The 16177-nt window shown below is 70.9% G+C and carries 17 protein-coding genes and 2 pseudogenes; 15 read left to right on the plus strand and 4 right to left on the minus strand.

All coding sequences use genetic code 11. The features are described 5' to 3' along the window. Positions 1-121 precede the first annotated feature (121 nt). The 3 genes and pseudogenes from ABZ893_RS07790 to ABZ893_RS07800 all read left to right on the plus strand — a co-directional run. Positions 122-2869, plus strand: a complete 2748-nt coding sequence (locus ABZ893_RS07790; RefSeq protein ID WP_361398460.1) for an amidase family protein — start codon at positions 122-124, stop codon at positions 2867-2869. Between the two features lie 385 nt (positions 2870-3254). Further along, positions 3255-4295, plus strand: a complete 1041-nt coding sequence (locus tag ABZ893_RS07795) for a fumarylacetoacetate hydrolase family protein (protein WP_361398463.1) — start codon at positions 3255-3257, stop codon at positions 4293-4295. A 13-nt stretch (positions 4296-4308) separates the two neighbouring features. Continuing rightward, positions 4309-5232 (plus strand): annotated as a pseudogene (locus tag ABZ893_RS07800) (molybdopterin cofactor-binding domain-containing protein); the annotation flags it as partial. A gap of 29 nt (positions 5233-5261) precedes the next feature. Here the strand turns inward: ABZ893_RS07800 and ABZ893_RS07805 are convergent. Next, entirely contained in the window at positions 5262-5432 is a 171-nt protein-coding gene (locus ABZ893_RS07805) for a hypothetical protein (RefSeq protein ID WP_361398466.1), read from the minus strand. A 479-nt stretch (positions 5433-5911) separates the two neighbouring features. On the opposite strand from ABZ893_RS07805, the gene ABZ893_RS07810 reads away from it, so the two are divergent. The 8 genes and pseudogenes from ABZ893_RS07810 (at position 5912) to ABZ893_RS07845 (ending at position 10491) form a co-directional block, all read left to right on the plus strand. Next, positions 5912-6121, plus strand: a complete 210-nt coding sequence (locus ABZ893_RS07810) for a 2Fe-2S iron-sulfur cluster-binding protein (protein WP_361398469.1) — start codon at positions 5912-5914, stop codon at positions 6119-6121. Continuing rightward, a complete protein-coding gene (locus ABZ893_RS07815; protein WP_361399003.1) occupies positions 6118-6393 on the plus strand; it encodes a 2Fe-2S iron-sulfur cluster-binding protein in 276 nt (91 codons plus the stop codon). The genes ABZ893_RS07810 and ABZ893_RS07815 overlap by 4 nt, the downstream gene beginning before the upstream one ends. Beyond that, on the plus strand, positions 6383-7225 hold the full coding sequence (locus ABZ893_RS07820) for an amino acid ABC transporter ATP-binding protein (protein ID WP_361398473.1): 843 nt from the start codon (positions 6383-6385) through the stop codon (positions 7223-7225). The genes ABZ893_RS07815 and ABZ893_RS07820 overlap by 11 nt, the downstream gene beginning before the upstream one ends. Next, positions 7225-7731 carry a MarR family transcriptional regulator gene (locus ABZ893_RS07825; protein ID WP_361398477.1) on the plus strand — a complete coding sequence of 169 codons (507 nt, stop codon included), beginning with the start codon at positions 7225-7227 and terminating at the stop codon, positions 7729-7731. Before ABZ893_RS07820 ends, ABZ893_RS07825 begins: the two co-directional genes overlap by 1 nt. Positions 7732-7955: 224 nt before the next feature. Then, entirely contained in the window at positions 7956-8243 is a 288-nt protein-coding gene (locus tag ABZ893_RS07830; protein WP_361398480.1) for a hypothetical protein, read from the plus strand. Between the two features lie 84 nt (positions 8244-8327). Beyond that, positions 8328-8873, plus strand: a pseudogene (locus ABZ893_RS07835) (thiamine pyrophosphate-dependent enzyme); the annotation flags it as partial. A 48-nt stretch (positions 8874-8921) separates the two neighbouring features. After that, the gene (locus ABZ893_RS07840; protein WP_361398482.1) at positions 8922-9836 is read left to right on the plus strand and encodes an ABC transporter substrate-binding protein; all 915 of its coding nucleotides are present in this window, start codon (positions 8922-8924) and stop codon (positions 9834-9836) included. A gap of 100 nt (positions 9837-9936) precedes the next feature. Beyond that, positions 9937-10491, plus strand: a complete 555-nt coding sequence (locus ABZ893_RS07845) for a hypothetical protein (protein WP_361398485.1) — start codon at positions 9937-9939, stop codon at positions 10489-10491. On the opposite strand, the gene nthA is transcribed toward ABZ893_RS07845, so the two are convergent. Then, positions 10480-11109, minus strand: a complete 630-nt coding sequence (gene nthA / locus ABZ893_RS07850) for a nitrile hydratase subunit alpha (RefSeq protein ID WP_361398488.1) — start codon at positions 11107-11109, stop codon at positions 10480-10482. The genes ABZ893_RS07845 and nthA overlap by 12 nt on opposite strands. Further along, positions 11102-11755, minus strand: coding sequence for an SH3-like domain-containing protein (locus ABZ893_RS07855; RefSeq protein WP_361398490.1), 654 nt, complete (start codon positions 11753-11755; stop codon positions 11102-11104). Before ABZ893_RS07855 ends, nthA begins: the two co-directional genes overlap by 8 nt. 44 nt (positions 11756-11799) lie before the next feature. On the opposite strand from ABZ893_RS07855, the gene ABZ893_RS07860 reads away from it, so the two are divergent. The 3 genes from ABZ893_RS07860 to ABZ893_RS07870 all read left to right on the plus strand — a co-directional run bounded on the left by ABZ893_RS07860 (position 11800) and on the right by ABZ893_RS07870 (position 14881). Continuing rightward, positions 11800-13389 (plus strand): asparaginase domain-containing protein, encoded by a 1590-nt coding sequence (locus tag ABZ893_RS07860; RefSeq protein WP_361398492.1) that lies wholly within the window; start codon positions 11800-11802, stop codon positions 13387-13389. Between the two features lie 22 nt (positions 13390-13411). Then, positions 13412-13816, plus strand: coding sequence for a RidA family protein (locus tag ABZ893_RS07865; RefSeq protein ID WP_361398495.1), 405 nt, complete (start codon positions 13412-13414; stop codon positions 13814-13816). Between the two features lie 138 nt (positions 13817-13954). Next, entirely contained in the window at positions 13955-14881 is a 927-nt protein-coding gene (locus ABZ893_RS07870; RefSeq protein ID WP_361398498.1) for an amino acid ABC transporter permease, read from the plus strand. Here ABZ893_RS07870 and ABZ893_RS07875 read toward each other — a convergent pair. Continuing rightward, complete coding sequence (locus tag ABZ893_RS07875) at positions 14865-15341, minus strand: MarR family winged helix-turn-helix transcriptional regulator (protein WP_361398501.1); 477 nt, start codon at positions 15339-15341, stop codon at positions 14865-14867. The two genes, ABZ893_RS07870 and ABZ893_RS07875, sit on opposite strands and share 17 nt — an antisense overlap. Positions 15342-15748: 407 nt before the next feature. Here ABZ893_RS07875 and ABZ893_RS07880 point away from each other — a divergent pair, with 407 nt between their 5' ends. Then, positions 15749-16117, plus strand: a complete 369-nt coding sequence (locus ABZ893_RS07880) for a hypothetical protein (protein WP_361398503.1) — start codon at positions 15749-15751, stop codon at positions 16115-16117. Positions 16118-16177: the final 60 nt, after the last annotated feature.

A 16177-nucleotide genomic window follows, 5' to 3' on the forward strand; every position in this document is an offset into this window, starting at 1 on the left:
ACCACGCGGCTGTGACCGTGGGACGGGGCCCGCCGGCCGATCCGCTGCCATGCCAGGGGCGCGACGCCCCGGGCGGCCGACCGCTGTCCCTCGGCCGCCGACACGACAGGAGCCCCGAAGGGTGCACGACACCGCCGAGCAGCCGGCCGCCAGGCACTCCGCACGGCGTGCCTTTCCCGTGGCCGGTGTGGCCCAGGTCTCCGGCAGCGCCCCGCGAGACCCGGGCGCAGCCCTGGCGGTGGACGCTGACGGCGAGGCAATCGGCGGCAGCACCGGCGGCTGCGTGGAGAGCGCCGTCCACGAGCTGTGCCAGGAGGAACTGCACAGTGGGCGCCCGGTCGCGCAGCGCTTCGGGTACGGCGACGAGGATGCCTTCGCCATCGAGCTCACCTGTGGCGGAATCGTCGACGTCTTCGTCCAGCCGGTGCGGCCCGGCGACGACCTGGGCCTGGACGCGGGGATCGGCGCCCTCGCCGCCGGCACGCCCGTTGCCCTCGCCGGGGTGATCGCCGGGCCCGAGGCGCTGCTCGGTGTCTGCCTGGCGGTGGACGGCGCCGGGCACCAGGGCACGCTCGCCGCTGCGGGCAGGGGACCGGACGCGGCAGCCGGGCCGCTGGAACAGGCGGTGGTCGCGCAGCCGCGTGATGCTCGACGCCGGCCGCACGGGACTGCTGACGCTGGGTCTGGACGGCCGCCCGTGCAACCCGCAGGAGCAGGCTCGGCGGTGTTCTTCATCGAGTCCTACGCGGCGGCACCACGCATGCTGATCTTCGGCGCCGTCGACTTCGCCGCCGCGGTGGCGCGGATCGGGCGCTTTCTCGGCCACCAGGTCACCGTCTGCGACGCCCGGCCCGTCTTCGCAACCGTCCGCCGCTTCCCCGCGGCCGACGAAGTCGTGGCCGACTGGCCGCACCGGTACCTGGAGCGCCAGGCCGTCGGCGGAGCGCTGGACGGCCGCACCGTGGTGTGTGTGCTCACCCACGATGCCAAATGCGATGTGCCGCTGCTGGAGCGGGCGCTGCGGATGCGGCCGGCATACGTCGGCTCCATGGGCTCGCGGCGGACTCACCGCGACCGGCCGGCGCGACTGCGGGAGGCCGGCCTCACCGAGCAGCGTCTCGCCAGGCTGTGCTCGCCCATCGGGTCGGATCTCGGAGCCCGTACACCTGAGGAGACGGTGGTCGCGATCGCGGCGGAGATCGTCGCGCACCGGCGCGGGGGCGCATGCTTGCCGCTCGGCGCGGGAGCGGGCCCCGTCCGCCACGACGTCGCGTCGTCCGAGGACCGTTCCGCCACTCCTGGCGACGGAACGGGCACCGAGCAGAACGCGCATCCCGATCAAAAGCCAGGGCGCCCCGTGGAACCGGGCGGCCACTCTCGGAAGCGATCAAGCGCAAGAACCGATCAGCCACACCCGGCCCCACCGGGCCGCCTGACAACTTACGGAGGCCCGATGACCACCGCCACGACGTTGACCGACCTGACCGCCACCGAGATCGCCGCCGCCGTCCGCGCCGGCGAGCTCTCGCCCGTCGAGGTGGCCGAGGCGGTGATCGAGGCCGTCGACGCGCTCAATCCGACGCTCAACGCGTTCTGCATCCTCGACCACGAGCGGCTCCGCACCGCGGCCCGCGACCTCGCGCGCCGCCAGGCCGCAGGGGAGGAGCTCGGCCTGCTGGCCGGCGTACCCCTTGCGGTGAAGGACCTGATCTTCGTCAAAAACCTGCCGATGGTCGCGGGCAGCCACGCCTTCCGGGACTTTCAGCCGGACGAGGACGACGTCGTCGTCGAGCGGGCGCGGGCGGCGGACGCGCTGATCGTCGGCAAGACCAACACGCCCGAGCTGGGCTTCGCCGGCAACGGGATCAACCCGGTCTTCGGCGCCACCCGCAACCCGTGGGACACGACGCTCACCTCGGGCGGGTCGAGCGCGGGCTCGGCGGTCGCGGTCGCGGCGCGGATGTCGCCGCTGGCGCTGGGCAGCGACGCGGCCGGGTCGGTGCGCGCGCCGGCGTCCTTCTGCGGCGTCTACGGCCTCAAGGCCAGCATGGGCCGGATCCCGCTCTACCCGGGCTGCCGGGTCGACACCTATCCCGGACTGTCGAGCTTCGAGTCGGTCGAGCACATCGGCCCGCTCAGCCGGACCGTGCAGGACAGTGCGCTGCTGATGGCCGCCGTCAGCGGGCCGCATGGGCGCGACCGGCACTCGCTGCCGGCGGCCGACTTCGACTGGCTCACCGCGACGCAGGGCGACATCCGCGGGTTGCGGGTGGCCTTCTCGCCGGACCTCGGGTACGCCGAGGTCGACCCGCGGGTGGCGGCCGTCGTACGGCGGGCGGTGGAGGTGTTCGAGCTCGACCTCGGCTGCACCGTCGACGAAGTGGTCGCGCCGTGGCAGGACCCGTACGACGACTTCTGGGCGATGCTCGTCGCTGAGACCGACATGGAGGGCATGCGGAGGATGGTCGCCGAGCACCCGGGCCAGATCTCGCCGCACATCGTCGGCATGCTCGAGGCGCCGTGGACCGTCGACCAGGTGACCCGGTCGGGGATGATGCGCAAGCGGGTGGTCAACGGGATGGCCGACCTGATGGAGAGTTACGACCTGCTGCTCACCCCGACGATCGCGGTGCTGCCCTGGCCGGCCGAGGACCATGCGCCCGCGACGCCCAAGGACTCCTCGCCGTTCGTGCTGCCGATGAACCTCACCGGGCAGCCCTCGGCGTCCATCCCCGCCGGCTTCACCGACGAGGGGCTGCCGGTCGGCCTGATGATCAGCGGCCGCCGGCTCGAGGACGACGTGGTGCTGCGCGCGTCCGCAGCGTTCGAGGCGACGGCGCCGTGGATCGGACGACGCCCGGCCCTTTGAGGACCGGGCGTCGGAGGGACTCAGCGGGCGAAGTACTCGGCGGTGATCGCGGCCCGGGTCCGGAGCGGGTCGCGGACCAGCCCGGGCACCCGCGCCTTGGGCAGTTGGCGCGGCGACCGCGAGCGCGGCCATCGGGTTGTCTTGACCGGATCGTCCGGCAGGGCGGCGTCCTGCCCGCCCTGAAGGCGATCGTCGCGAAGGCCACCGGGAAGGGCTCCGGAACTCCCGGGAAGACCGTTGACATTCGGCGAGATATGAGACGTATACTGTATAAATATGGAAGATCGATACTGCGCTAATGCTCTGACGCGGGGCGCACGATTTCCATAAAAGACGTATGCTGCATAAATGTCTGAGAATTACGGCCTCGGTGACAGGAGTGAGTGTGTCTTCGAACAGCTTCCGGCTCTGCACCTACGTGACGGGCGGGTTCGCATCGGTTGGCCTGGGTGTCGGTGACGAGCCGACCCGCGTCATCGACGTCGAGCGCGGCTTCCGGCACCTGCACAGCACCGGCCGCGGCGACTTCGTCGTCTGGCCGACCCGCCTGGAGATGCTCCAGGTGCTCACCAACTGGGACTATTTCCTGCCCCGGCTGGCCCAGCTCGCCGACGTGGCCGGGACGCTGCCGGCGGACGCCGACTTCGTCCACTCCGCCGACGCCGTCCGCTACGCCCCGCCGATCACCAACCCGGGCAAGATCCTCAACGCCGGCGCCAACTACTACGACCACATCAGGGAGATGGGCACCCCGGAGATGTCTCCGGAGACCGATATCCCCTACATCTTCCCGAAGACGCCGAACAACGCGCTGATCGGCGACGGCGACTCGATTGTGCTGCCGCGCAAGCGCAACTGGGACGTAGCCCAGTACATCGACTGGGAGGCTGAGCTGGCCGTCGTCATCGGCCGCACCGCCGAGGACGTGTCGCCCGAGGAGGCGATCGACTACATCGCCGGCTACACGATCTACCAGGACATCTCCGGGCGCGACAAGATGATCCGCGAGACCGGCCCGTTCTCGTGGGACTGGTACGCCAACAAGTGCAACGACACGTTCGCACCGCTCGGGCCATGGATTGTGCCCGCCCAGTTCGTTCCGACCCCCCAGAACCTCTCGATCAAGTCGATCGTCAACGGGGAGGTTCAGCAGGACTCCAACACCAAGGAGATGATCTGGACCGCCGCGGAGATGGTGTCCTACGCCTCCGAGATCACCCGGCTCGAGCCCGGCGACATCGTCGCCACCGGCACCTGCGCGGGCTGCGGCATGGCCAAGGGCATCGACGTGGGCTGGGACGGCATCAAGGACCTGTTCCCGAACATGTACGCGGGCGGCGGCGCCTTCCTCAAGCCCGGCGACACCCTGGTGACCGAGATCGAGGGCCTCGGACGGCTCACCAACTCCGTCGTCGCGGCGGACTGAGGCCGTCGGGACGATGCGGGTCATCGGGCAGCGGGTGCGGCACGTCGACTGGCGTGCCGTCACGAGCGGAGCAGCCTCCTACGCCGACGACGAGGCGCACCCAGGTGTGCTCGTCGCCGGGGTGCCGCGCAGCCCGCACCCGCATGCCCGCATCGTCTCGATCCGGACTGACCGGGCGCGTGCGGTGCCCGGCATGCAGGCCGTCCTCACCGCGGCCGACGTCCCCGACCACGCCTACGTCGACCACCGTGTGCCCGACCAGGACCGCCGGATCCTCGCCGACGAGGTGGTGCGCCACGTAGGCGAGGCGGTGGTCCTGGGGGCCGCGGAGTCGGCCGAGGCGCTCGACACGGCGCTCACCGCCGTCGACGTGCGCTATGCGCCGCTGCCGGCGCCGACCACGGTCGAGGCCGCTCGCTCTCCCCGGGCGGCGGTCCTGCACCCCGGCCGGGGAGAGACCAAAGTAGCGTCGACCGTCACCCGCTCGCTCGGGACCGACCCGGCGCAGGCCGCCCCCGGCGGCATCCGGGTACGGCGGCGGTACCGGTCGTCATACCAGAGCCACGTGACGATGGAGCTGCACACGGTCGTCGCCCACTGGCGCGCCGACGAGCAGCGGCTGCATGTCTGGGCGCCCTCGCAGAACCCCTGGCTGATCCAGCGAGACCTCGCCCAGCTGTTCGGGCTCGACGTCGCGACGGTGCGACTGCACGAGCTCACCGTCGACGGCGACTTCGGCGGTCGCACCGAGATCTCCAGCACCGAGGCGCTGGTCTGCGCGCCGAGCATCGCGAACGGGCGACCGGTCAAGCTGCTGGTCGGCGACGCGCATGACTCCGCCACCGTGCTCAACCCGCTGTCCGCCTGCGGCCAGGTCGAGGGCGGCGTGGTGATGGGGATGGGGGCCCTGCTCAGCGGGTCGCTGGTCTTCGATGGCGGCCGGGTCGTCAACGCCGGCTATGTCGACTACGACGTGCCCCGGGCTGCCGAGTCACCCGAGATCAGCACCACTTCCTCGGCGACGGCGACAGCGACAGCGACAGCGACGGCGACCCGGTCGGCCCGTTCGGCGCGAAGGGGCTCGGCGAGATCCCGCTGCTCGCGATCGGCCCGGCCGTCACCCATGCCGTCAGCCACGCGATCGGCGTCCGGCTCGACGCCGCGCCGCACACGCCGGACCAGGTACTGGCGGCGATCCGCGAGCGGGACGGGCTGCCGCGTCGTACCGGCTCGGTCGGGCGCTCGCCGAAGCGCTGGTGGATCCACGGATGCGCCGGCTCTACTCGCGGGGACTGCACGGCACCCTGCGCCGGTGGGGACCACGGCTGGCGCCGTCGGTGCCGCCGACCACGATCCGCGAGATCGCCCTGCCCACCTCGGAGGACGACGCGCTGCAGAGCCTGGCCTTGCCGAGTCCGCTCGGCGGCGTCGCTCCCACCCCGCGCCGGATCCCCGTGATCGAGCGGACACTCGAAGGCCATCGGTACGACGGCCGCACGGCCGAGCGCGCGTGCGCGGGAGCACGGCACCCACCCGCTCCCGGGCAACCACTGGAAGGTGTTCGCCACCTCCGGGCTGGTGCGTGCGGCGATCGACGAGCTGTTCGGAGGTGCCCGATGAAGGCGGTGTTGGACGTCAACGGCGAGCGGCACGAACTCGACCTGCGCGGAGCCGAGCGGCTGCTCGACGGGCTCGGCGACCGGCTCGGCCTGACTGGCGCGAAGGCCGCCTGCCGGCAGGGCGAATGCGGCTCCTGCACGGTGCTCGTCGACCGGCGGCCGGTGCCGGCGTGCGTGACGCCCGCGGTCGTCGTACGGGTGCGGTGACGACGGTGGAGGGCGTGGTCGAGGAGGCCGAGCCGATGCGCCGCGCCTTCGCCGATGAGGGCGGCTTCCAGTGTGGCTTCTGCACGCCCGGCCAGATCATGCGGGCGCTCGCGCTGCTCGCCGAGAGCTTGGCCGAGGAGCTCGGTGAGGGCGCCGCAGTGCGCGCCGCCCTCGCAGGGAACGTGTGTCGGTGCACCGGTTACGTCGGCATCGTCCGGGCGCTGCAGCGCTGCGCCCCGAATCAGAAGCAGGAGCCAACGGATGTCCAGTGAGAGCAACACCCTGACCGTGCCCCGCCCCATGGTGCACGCCGAGAGCGTCCGCAAGGCGTTCGGCAGCCACGAGGTGCTCAAGGGCATTCACCTGATCGTGCAGCCGCGGGAGGTGGTCTGCCTGCTCGGCCCGTCCGGCTCGGGGAAGACGACCCTGCTGCGGTGCATGAACCGGCTGGAGAAGTTCGACAGCGGCCGGATCTGCGTCGACGGCGACTACGTCGGCTACCGGATGAGGGACGACGGCCGGCTGCAGGAGGTCGCCGAGTCGGCGATCTGCAAGCAGCGCTCGTCGATCGGCATGGTGTTCCAGCGTTTCAACCTCTTCCCGCACATGACCGCCCTCGAGAACATTGTGAAGGGACCGGTCGGCGTGCTCGGCCGCAACCGCAAGGAGGTCGACGCCGAGGCGCGGGCGCTGCTTGCGCAGGTCGGCCTCGCCGACAAGGCGGACGCCTACCCGAACAGCCTCTCCGGCGGCCAGCAGCAGCGGGTCGCGATCGCGCGGGCGCTGTGCATGCGGCCCAAGCTGATGCTCTTCGACGAGCCCACCTCGGCCCTCGACCCGGAGCTGGTGGGGGAGGTGCTGGAGGTGATCCGGAACCTCGCCGACGACGGCGTGACGATGGTGATCGTCACCCACGAGATCGGCTTCGCCCGCGACGTCGCCGACCAGGTCGTGTTCATGGACGGAGGTGTGGTCGTCGAGCACGGCGCGCCCGAGCAGGTCCTGGAGCACCCCGAGCAGGTCCGCACCCAGCGCTTCCTCGCCAGCGTGCTCCGCGACCCGGAGTCGTCGCGGTCGCCGCGTTCCCGGCGGGGAGTCTCCTGATGACCGCCACCGAGCCGGCGGACACCGAGCTGCCCGATCGCTTCGACCTCAGCCACAACGTCAACTTCCTGCTCCGGCTCGCGCACGCGCGCGGCGACCTGCTGTTCAACGAGGCGATGGGCGATCTCGACCTGACCCCGCGCCAGGCCGCGCTGCTGCACGCGGTCGACCGGTGCGAGGGCGGCAACATCAGCGTCCTCACCGTCGTCACCGGGATGGACCGCGGCACGCTCTCGGAGATGGCGCCGCGGCTGGTCAAACGCGGCCTGCTCAACCGTCGTCCCGCACCCGGCGACCGGAGGGCCAAGTCGCTCTACCTCACGCCGGAGGGCGTCGCGCTGCTCCGGCTGGCGCGGCAACGCACGGCCGGCCTGCGCGAGCGGGTGCTGGCCGCGATGCCGGTGGAGTACCACGACCTCTTCGTGAAGATGCTCTCCCAGATGGTCGGCCTCGAGACCGAGACCCGCATCGTCCACCTCCCCACCGTCACGCGAAGGAGAACCTGATGAAGCTCGCCGATGCCGCCCTCAATCACCCCCGGTCGGGGTGCGGAAGATGACGGGGCTGGCGTGGGGACGCGAGGACGTCATCCACCTGGAGGTGGGGGAGCCGGGCTTCGCGAACCCCGACCACGTGATCGAGGCCGCGCACCGTGCCGCTGCGGTCGACCACCGCACCCGCTACTCGCCGACGCTGCGTGGCCGGCGTCTTCCTCGGCGGACGCCGGCCGGTGCTGCTGACCGAGGCGTCCGGACTGGGCCTGAGCGGGCTGATCCTGGCCCGCGCGATCGTCCGGCGCACGCCGGTGCTGATCCTGGCCGGCCACAACGAGGCGCTCGGCGAGCGGCACGATTACACCGCTGCGGTGCGGCGGGTGAGCGAGCCGGTGCTGCGCGGGCTTGACATCCCGTGCGTCGTGGTCCGCGACAAGTACGAGATCCCGACGGTGCCGCGCGAGGCCCAGCCGCCGTGCGCGGCGACCGTCGTCCGGTGGCGGGGCTTCCCGCCACCGCGGTGACGCACCTGCGCTGACCGGACCGAGCTTCGGCCGTCGGGTGCTCCACGAGCCGGCCCGAGCCGGCCACGATCTGGCACATGGAGCTTCGCCTACCCGACGGCTCTGTGCCTCGCGCTGGCGCTACCGGAGCAGCCGGTGCACGCCGTCGAGGGCGACGGTTCGATGATCGCCGGCATGGCGACGCTGACCACGGTCGCCCGCTGCGCCCCACCCGACCTCGTCGTCCTGGTCATCAACAATCGCTCGTTCGCGAGCACCAGCGCCCAGCCGATGGCCGAGGCCGACGCAGCCGACCTGGTCGCGATCGCCGGTGCGTCCGGCATCGCCGAGGCGGTTCGGGCGAGGGATGTCGCCGAGGTGGAGGCCCAGCTGAGGCGGGCGGCCACGACACCCGGTCCGCACTTCGTCGTCGCCGACACCGAGCCCGAGAAGGTGCGGACGGCCGGCAGCTCGCAGGCCTGCCCGTTCGACATCGTCGAGGCTGCGGTCGTGTTCCGCCGCGCGCTGGAGGACCGGGGTTCGGTGCCACCATTCGGGCGGTTGAAATGCGACGTACACGCTTTACCTGACGACTCCGCATTCCCGAAAAACCCGGAATTCTCGGAAGTAATTGTATCATACTGTGCATGAATCGGAGAGACCGGACTTTCCTGACGAACAGGTGGAATGGAGACCCGCGTGAACAAGCAACTCGCTGGCCGTGTTCGACTGCGCGCGGCCCTGGCCGGCGCCGTCGCCGTCCTGGTGGCCACTTCGCTGACGGGGTGCGCCTCCGGTGATGCGAAGGGCTCGACCGGCAGCCATGCGGCGAAGAACGCCGAGGCTGCCAAGCTGCTTCCCAAGGCCATCGCCGACGCCGGCGTGGTCCGCGTCGCCTCGACCTTCGGCTACCCGCCCGAGCAGTTCTACGAGGAGGACGGCAAGACCCCGACCGGCTTCTCGGTCGAGCTCGGTCACGCGCTCGGCGAGCAGCTGGGCGTCGACTTCAAGTTCGAGAACGTCAGCTTCGACGCGATCCTCCCGGGCATCGAGGCCAAGCGGTTCGACATCGCGATCTCCTCGATGAGCATCACGCCGGAGCGCTCGCAGCAGGTCAACTTCGTCAAGTACATGGACGCGGGCGGCTCGCTGCTCGTCAAGGGCGCCAACAATCAGATCTCGGGCATGCGGGACCTCTGCGGCAAGACGGCGGCCAACACCACCGGGTCCCTGCACGGCGCCTACCTCGAGGAGTACAGCAAGACCAACTGCGTCGCCCAGGGCAAGCCGCCGATCAAGGTCGTCAACTTCTCCGACGCGGCCGCGCCCAACCAGGCCGTGGCCACCGGACGCGCGGACGTCTGCTACCGCGACTTCACCGCCAACGCCTACATCGCGCAGAAATCCAACGGTCAGTTCAAGGTCGTCGGCGGCATCGTGAAGACGAGTCCCTACGGCATCGCCGTCGGCAAGCACGACCTGCAGCTCGCCGAGGCCGTCAATGCCGCGCTGAACGCCATCATCAAGGACGGCTCGTACGACAAGATCCTGTCCAAGTGGAAGGTCGACGAGGCTGCGATCACCCGGTCCGAGGTCGTGAAGGCCACCGCCTGACCGACGACCAGGTCGGCTGCCCGGGTCTCGCCGCCTCCCGACCGGAGCGCGGCGGGGCCGGGCGGACGCGTCTTTCGGGGACGACGGAAGGAGCGCTGCCGTGGCTGGCGGTAACGCATGTTCGTGGAACGACGAGGAACTCGTGTTCGCCGAGCCCTGGCAGGGCCGGGCCGCGGCGCTCGCCCGAGCGTGGGTCGAGCGGGCCGAGGACGGGGCGTTCCGGTCCGGCTTGACGGCGACACTGTCGGAGGACCCGACCGCGCGCTACTTCGAGTCGGTGGTCGGCGCCTTGGAGGCGGCAGCGCTCGGCAGCGGGCGGGTCGCGGCCGACCAGCTGGACCGGGCGCGGCTCACCGCGGCGACGTACGCCGTCACCGATCCGGAGCACGGCGCCATCGACGTCCTCTCGCTCCAGGCCGACGACGGCAACCGGGTCTGGGCGGTGCCGCTGTTCGGGCTGGTCGACTGGCGCCGAGTGCGGCACCTGGAGGCCTACTGGGCCGGCGATCCCGCGTCGCCGGTCGCAGGGATCCGCGCGTTCGGCCGCCAAGAGCGGCTGCTCACCGACGTCCCGGTCGATCGGGAGAAGCTGCAGCGGCTGCTCTCCGACGTGCTCTTCCCGCCGCTGCTCGACGACACCGGCTCAGGAGACTGAGCCCGCCCGGCCGGCGCCGATCATCGCGTCGCGCGAGACCAGGCCGGCGAGTGCCTCCTCGGTCCAGTCCTCGGTGCCGGCCGGGCGCTCCGGCAGCACCAGGTAGCGGGTCTCGGACGTGGAGTCCCACACCTTGACCTCGACCTCGGGGCCGAGCTCGACGCCGAACTCGCGCAGCACGGCTCGCGGCTCGGCGACCGCGCGGGACCGGTAGGCGAAGCTCTTGTACCAGAGCGGGGGCGCCCCCAGGAGCGACCACGGGTAGCAGGAGCACAGCGTGCAGACCACGAGGTGGTGGACGTCGCGTCCGTTCGCGACGACGCGCACCCGGGCGCCCTCGATGCCGCCGATGCCGAGCTCCGCCGCCGCGGCGGTGCCGTCGGCGAGCAGCCGGGACCGGAATTCCGGGTCGACCCAGGCTCGCGCCACGACTCGTGCTCCGTGATGCGGACCGAGGCGCTTTTCGACGTACTCGACATATTTGTCGATCGCGTCGGTCGACGCCAGGCCGCGCTCCACGAGCAGTGCCTCGAGCGCCATGGTGCGCAGCTCGAACTCGGATCGCGCCCGCCGGGAGCGGGGGCTGGCGTAGTGCTCGTGTCCGTGCTCGTCAGCCATGGTCGGCTCCTGTCAGGTAGTGCTCGGTGAGATCGACGTGCACGGTGAAGGCGGGCTCCTCGCCCGTGGCCCACAGCTCCTTGGAGCGGAAGGAGACGGTGTAGACCGTCTCTGCGGACGCACCCTTCGGCCGGTCGAGAGGGAGCTCCGGGCCGCAGATGCGCACCACCAGGCCGAGCGCGCCGCGCACGTAGCGCGGGCACCGGTTGACGCCCTCCGAGCTGTGTTCCCTCCGAACGAAAACCCTGTCCCCGACGGCGAATCGTGCCTCCGCCAGGGGCGGGAGCCGCTGCTCCGCGGACATGAGCTCGCTCATCAGCGCGGTGAGCTCGGCCGACTCCGCACGCGGTACGACGCGCACGCCGCGCGCGATCTCGTCGCGGTAGCGGACCAGCTCGTCGGGGTGGATGGCGCCGCGCCGAAGCAGCAGCTCCTCGATGGCGAGCAGCCAGCGCGCGAAGTACGGCGCGGCCAGGTAGGTCTCCGGTGGCAGGCCCTCGATCCACGGCCGCAGCGACTCGCCCGCGGCCTGCAGCGCAAGGGCGTGGGCGCGCAGCTCCCAGTCCTCCGAGGCGACCTCGTCGGAGCCCGCGGTGCGCACCGGGCCGAAGCCGGCAACGCCTCCGAGATCGTGTACGCCGTCCACAAATGCATCGTACACTGCGCAAGTTGCCGCGACGAGGAGTTCGTATGAACAAGCCCCGCATCGCCGTCTTCACCGGCCCGATGCCGACGATCGCCAACACGACGCCCCTCGTGACGGGCGCGCTGTCGCTCCGCCCGCAGCGGCTGGCCGCACCGGCGAAGGTGCTCGTGGAGGCATTCTCCGCGCATCCGCTCGAGGCGCAGGCGGCGCATCTCTACGGCCCGCCCGATGGCTGGCTGGACGCCGACGGCCGGCTGGTCGCCGAGGAGCCGGCCGCGGGGGGCACGCCGGTCTACGAGGTCGAACTCAACCCCGACGACGGCCTCTTCCTGCTGCCGTATGTCGCCCGCCGGGCCGACGGCCGGCCGTGGGAGTCGTCCGCGGACCTCGCTGCCGCAGCGGACACCCGGCAGACCTTCCTGCCCGACGCGCGCCGCCTCTATGAGGAGATCGAGCGCTTCGAGGTCGGCGGCGACGGCCGACCGGTGGCGCTCTCGGCGCTCGCCGACTTCGACTTCCTCCGGGCCGCGCCCGGCGGCGGATACCCACGGGACGGCGAGCGGCTCGGCGTCGACTACTTCCCCTACGAGCCCCCGCATCTGGTGCGCGAGCCCGACCTCGCGGCGCTCGCCCGGATCACCGACCAGGTGCAGGCGGCCGCCGCCACAGGGCGCTACGCCGGGCTGCAGTGGCTGGAGAGCAGCGCGACCGTCGAGGAGACGCTCTACTGGCTCAACCTGGTCATTGACACCACGTTGCCGATCGTCGGGCACGCCGCGCAGCGCAGCCACCGCGCCATAGGTGACGACGGTGCGAAGAACATCCTCGATGGTGTCCGATTCATCCTCTCCGGCGTCTGGGCGGACGACGGCGGTCGTGACCGGCTGGGCGCCGTCCTGATCGTCGACGAGATGGTCCTGGCCAGCCGCGAGGTCGCGAAGATCGACGCCCGGCCGGGCGGGTACGTCGCTGTCGGCGGGCACGGCGGCGTGGTCGCCGACCTCGGCGCGCACTGGGGTCCGAGGCTGACCTATGTCTCCGAGCGACGGCACACTGCGACGTCCGAGCTGAGACTGCCGCTGCTGCCGAGCGAGGTGGACGCGGTCGAGGGCGACCTCGCGACCGGCGTACGACGCACGCGTCTGGCCACCAAGGACGCCGACGGCCGGCTCGTCGGCCCGGCGATGCCGCGGGTCTCCCTCGTGCCGTTCGGCCACTTCGCCGAGACCGAGCTCGGCCCCGACGAGCAGGCGGCGGCGGACGCGGGAGTGATCGGACAGGTCGAGCGGGCGCTCGCGCGCGGGGGACTGGCCGGCCTCGTCGTGGAGGGGATGGTGCCTTACGGATCGACCGATCCTGCCGTGGACCGCGCACTCCGGATCGCCACGTGCGCGGGCATCCCGGTGATTCGGGTCGGCCGCGGCCACCCCGGCGGCATGGTGTTCCGCCGTGACCCATGGGCGATCGCCGGCGACAACCTGACCGCCAACAAGGCGCGGATGCTGCTGACAGCGGCGCTGCTCCGGCTCGGCGCGCTGCCGCCCGCGCGTGACCCGCTCGCGCCGACCGACGCCGAGTGCACGGCGATCAGGGCGCGGCTGCGGGACTTCCAGGACATCTTCGACACCCATTGACCCCGAGTATCCAGGAGCAGCCATGACCGTCGAGCACCTCAACCCGGCGTCGCTCGCGCCGCCCAAGGGCTACAGCCATGTCACCGTCGCGACCGGACGGTCGCTGGCGTTCATCGCGGGCAAGATCGCGGTCGATGCCGACGGTGCGCTGGTCGGCGCCGGTGACTACCGGACCCAGGGGCGGGTCGCGGCGCGGAACCTCTGGCTCGCACTGCAGGCGGCCGGCGGGCGGCCTGACCAGCTGGCCCGGCTGAGCATCTACATCGTCGACCACACCCCCGAGCGGGAAGACGACGTCCTCGCCGGCATGGCGGAGGCGGCGGTCGAGAGCCGCATCGGCCCCACGGCGGGCATCCTGATCGGCGTCGCCGCGGTCGGCATCCCCGGCGCACTGGTCGAGATCGAGGGCGTCGCCGTTCTCGACTGACGGTATTGCGACGTAGTCAGCGCATTTCGTAGACCCTCTCGAGGTCTTCCTCCTGCAAACAAAGGAAGAACTCTTGACGCTCCCTGGTGACTATGTCGTACTAGTCATAAGATCGGCTGAGTGAAGGGAGCGGCGAGGATGGGTGATCACACACTGGCGGCCGATTCGGTGCCGGCGGCTCCGGGGGACGCGGGCGAAGGGCCCGACGAGCTGCCCAGCCCGGTCCGGCTGCGGCATCCGTGGCGGTGGGTCGCCGTCGTCGTCCTGACCTACGTCGCCGTGCGCGTCGTCCTTGCCTTCGCGGTCAACGACAACATGCACTGGAACGTCGTCGGCCACTACCTCTTCGCGCCCGCCGTCCTGCACGGTCTGCTGCTGACGGTCGAGCTGACCGTCGCGGCGATGGGGCTGGCGATCGCGGTCGGCATCACGATCGCGCTGATGCGGCTCTCGCCCAACCCGGTGCTGTCGACCTTCGGCGCCGGTTACGTCTGGTTCGTGCGGGCCACGCCGGTCGTCGTCCAGCTGCTGTTCTGGTTCTTCCTGGCGGCAGTGTTCCCGACGATCAGCATTGGTGTGCCGTTCGGCCCGACGCTCTTCGAGCTCGACACCAACACGCTCATCGGGCAGTTCGTCGCCGGCATGCTCGGCCTCGGCATCAGCGAGAGCGCGTACGTCGCGGAGATCGTCCGGGCGGGCATCGCGTCGGTCGACCGTGGCCAGACCGAGGCGTCGCAGAGCCTGGGCATGTCCCGGATGCGGATGATGCGCTGGGTGATCCTGCCGCAGGCGATGCGAGTGATCATCCCGCCGGTGGGCAATGCGGTGATCAATATGACGAAGATGACCGCGGTGGTGCTGATCATCGGCCTGCCGGACCTGATGACCTCGGTCCAGCTCATCTACTCGCGGAACTTCTTCCAGATCCCGTTGCTCACGGTGGCGTGCTTCTGGTACGTGCTGCTGGTCTCGGCGTTGACCGTGCTCCAGCTGCGCCTCGAGCGGCTCTTCGGGCGCGGCGTCCTCGGCAACTCGGTGGCGCGACGATCTAGGCGCGGTCGCTGACGGTCCGGACCTCGGTCTCCATCCCGGTCATGAGGGACAGCATCTTCACGAAGAGCGCGTGGTACTCCGGCGGGAGGGTGGAGAACACCGCATCGCGGACGTCGTCCGTCCGCTCGATCACGGCGCGGATCAGCTCGGCGCCCTCGTCGGTGATGGTGAGCGCCTTCGCGCGACCGTCGGCGGCGGCGCGGCTCTCGACGAGGAGGCCGCGGCGGACCATCCGGGGCACCATCTCGGACGTCGTACCGCGGTCCATGCCGCCGAGCTGGACGACGTCGGTGAGGCTGGCGCCGGGGTTGTGGAGCACGACGTAGAGCAGCGTCGCCTGCCGCGGCGTGATGTCGAGCCCCTCCATGGTCTCGGCGAAGATCGCCTCGGCCCGCTGGTGCGCACGGCGCAGCAGGTGGTTGACGTTGGTGAAGAGGTCGTACTCGCGTGCGCTCTGGGCTTCTCGTTTCACACTCATGTCCATGTCAGGGCGGGGCCGGGCGATGGGGGGAAGCGTACGCGAGATTGCGATGTGAGGTGAGCCACCTTCACGACGGGCGCCTTCTGTCAAGTGCGGGTCTGTCAATCCAGCGGTGCAACTGGGGTGTTGGGGTTACTGACGGGCTGCCCGGAGTCGGTCGTCGAAGGTGATGTCGAAGGCATTCAAAGAGGTCCTCCAGCGCATGGTCCAGAGGGCCCGCCCCTTCCCGGTGGGGTCGAGCGACATGATCGCCATGAGGGCGTCGTTGACGCCGCGGTTCTTGATCCCGGTGACGAGCTGGATTCCGCAGAGGACCCAGAGCCTGTCTCCTTGATGAGTCGATCCGCTGATCGGCGCCCTCTGAGTTCTTGCGGCATCGTGCATGGAAGCCTGGCCGCATGGACACATTCGAGGACCGACTCGACGGTGGCTGGAAGTGGTGGGAGGCCGCCATCGAAGAAGCGCAGGAGGGACGCTGGGTCCGTAGCGCCGTGGAACGGCTCGTGATCGAGGACATCGCCGCCGCCACAAACCCTCTCCATGGTGGGCGGATGTCCCCGTTCACCGAGGACTCGTGGCACGTGCGCATCGGGAGGATCGCGAACTGGGCCGGGGTGCTGCGACTCGCGGCCCGGTCAGGCGGCTGGGCACTCCAGCCGGTCGCCGGACCCCACCCTCCGAGACCTGCCGGTATGGCCGAGCTGCTGTCTGGCATCTACGCCGTCGGTGAGCAAGGAGAACTGGATGCAGCAGCTTATGAAGGGTGAACTGCCGCCAGAAGACGAGATTGCGAAGGCTGAGGGCTTCTTCACTGGGCCTGGGTCCAT

It is taken from the genome of Streptomyces sp. NPDC046821 (assembly GCF_040645335.1).
Taxonomy (GTDB): Bacteria; Actinomycetota; Actinomycetes; order Streptomycetales; family Streptomycetaceae; genus Streptomyces.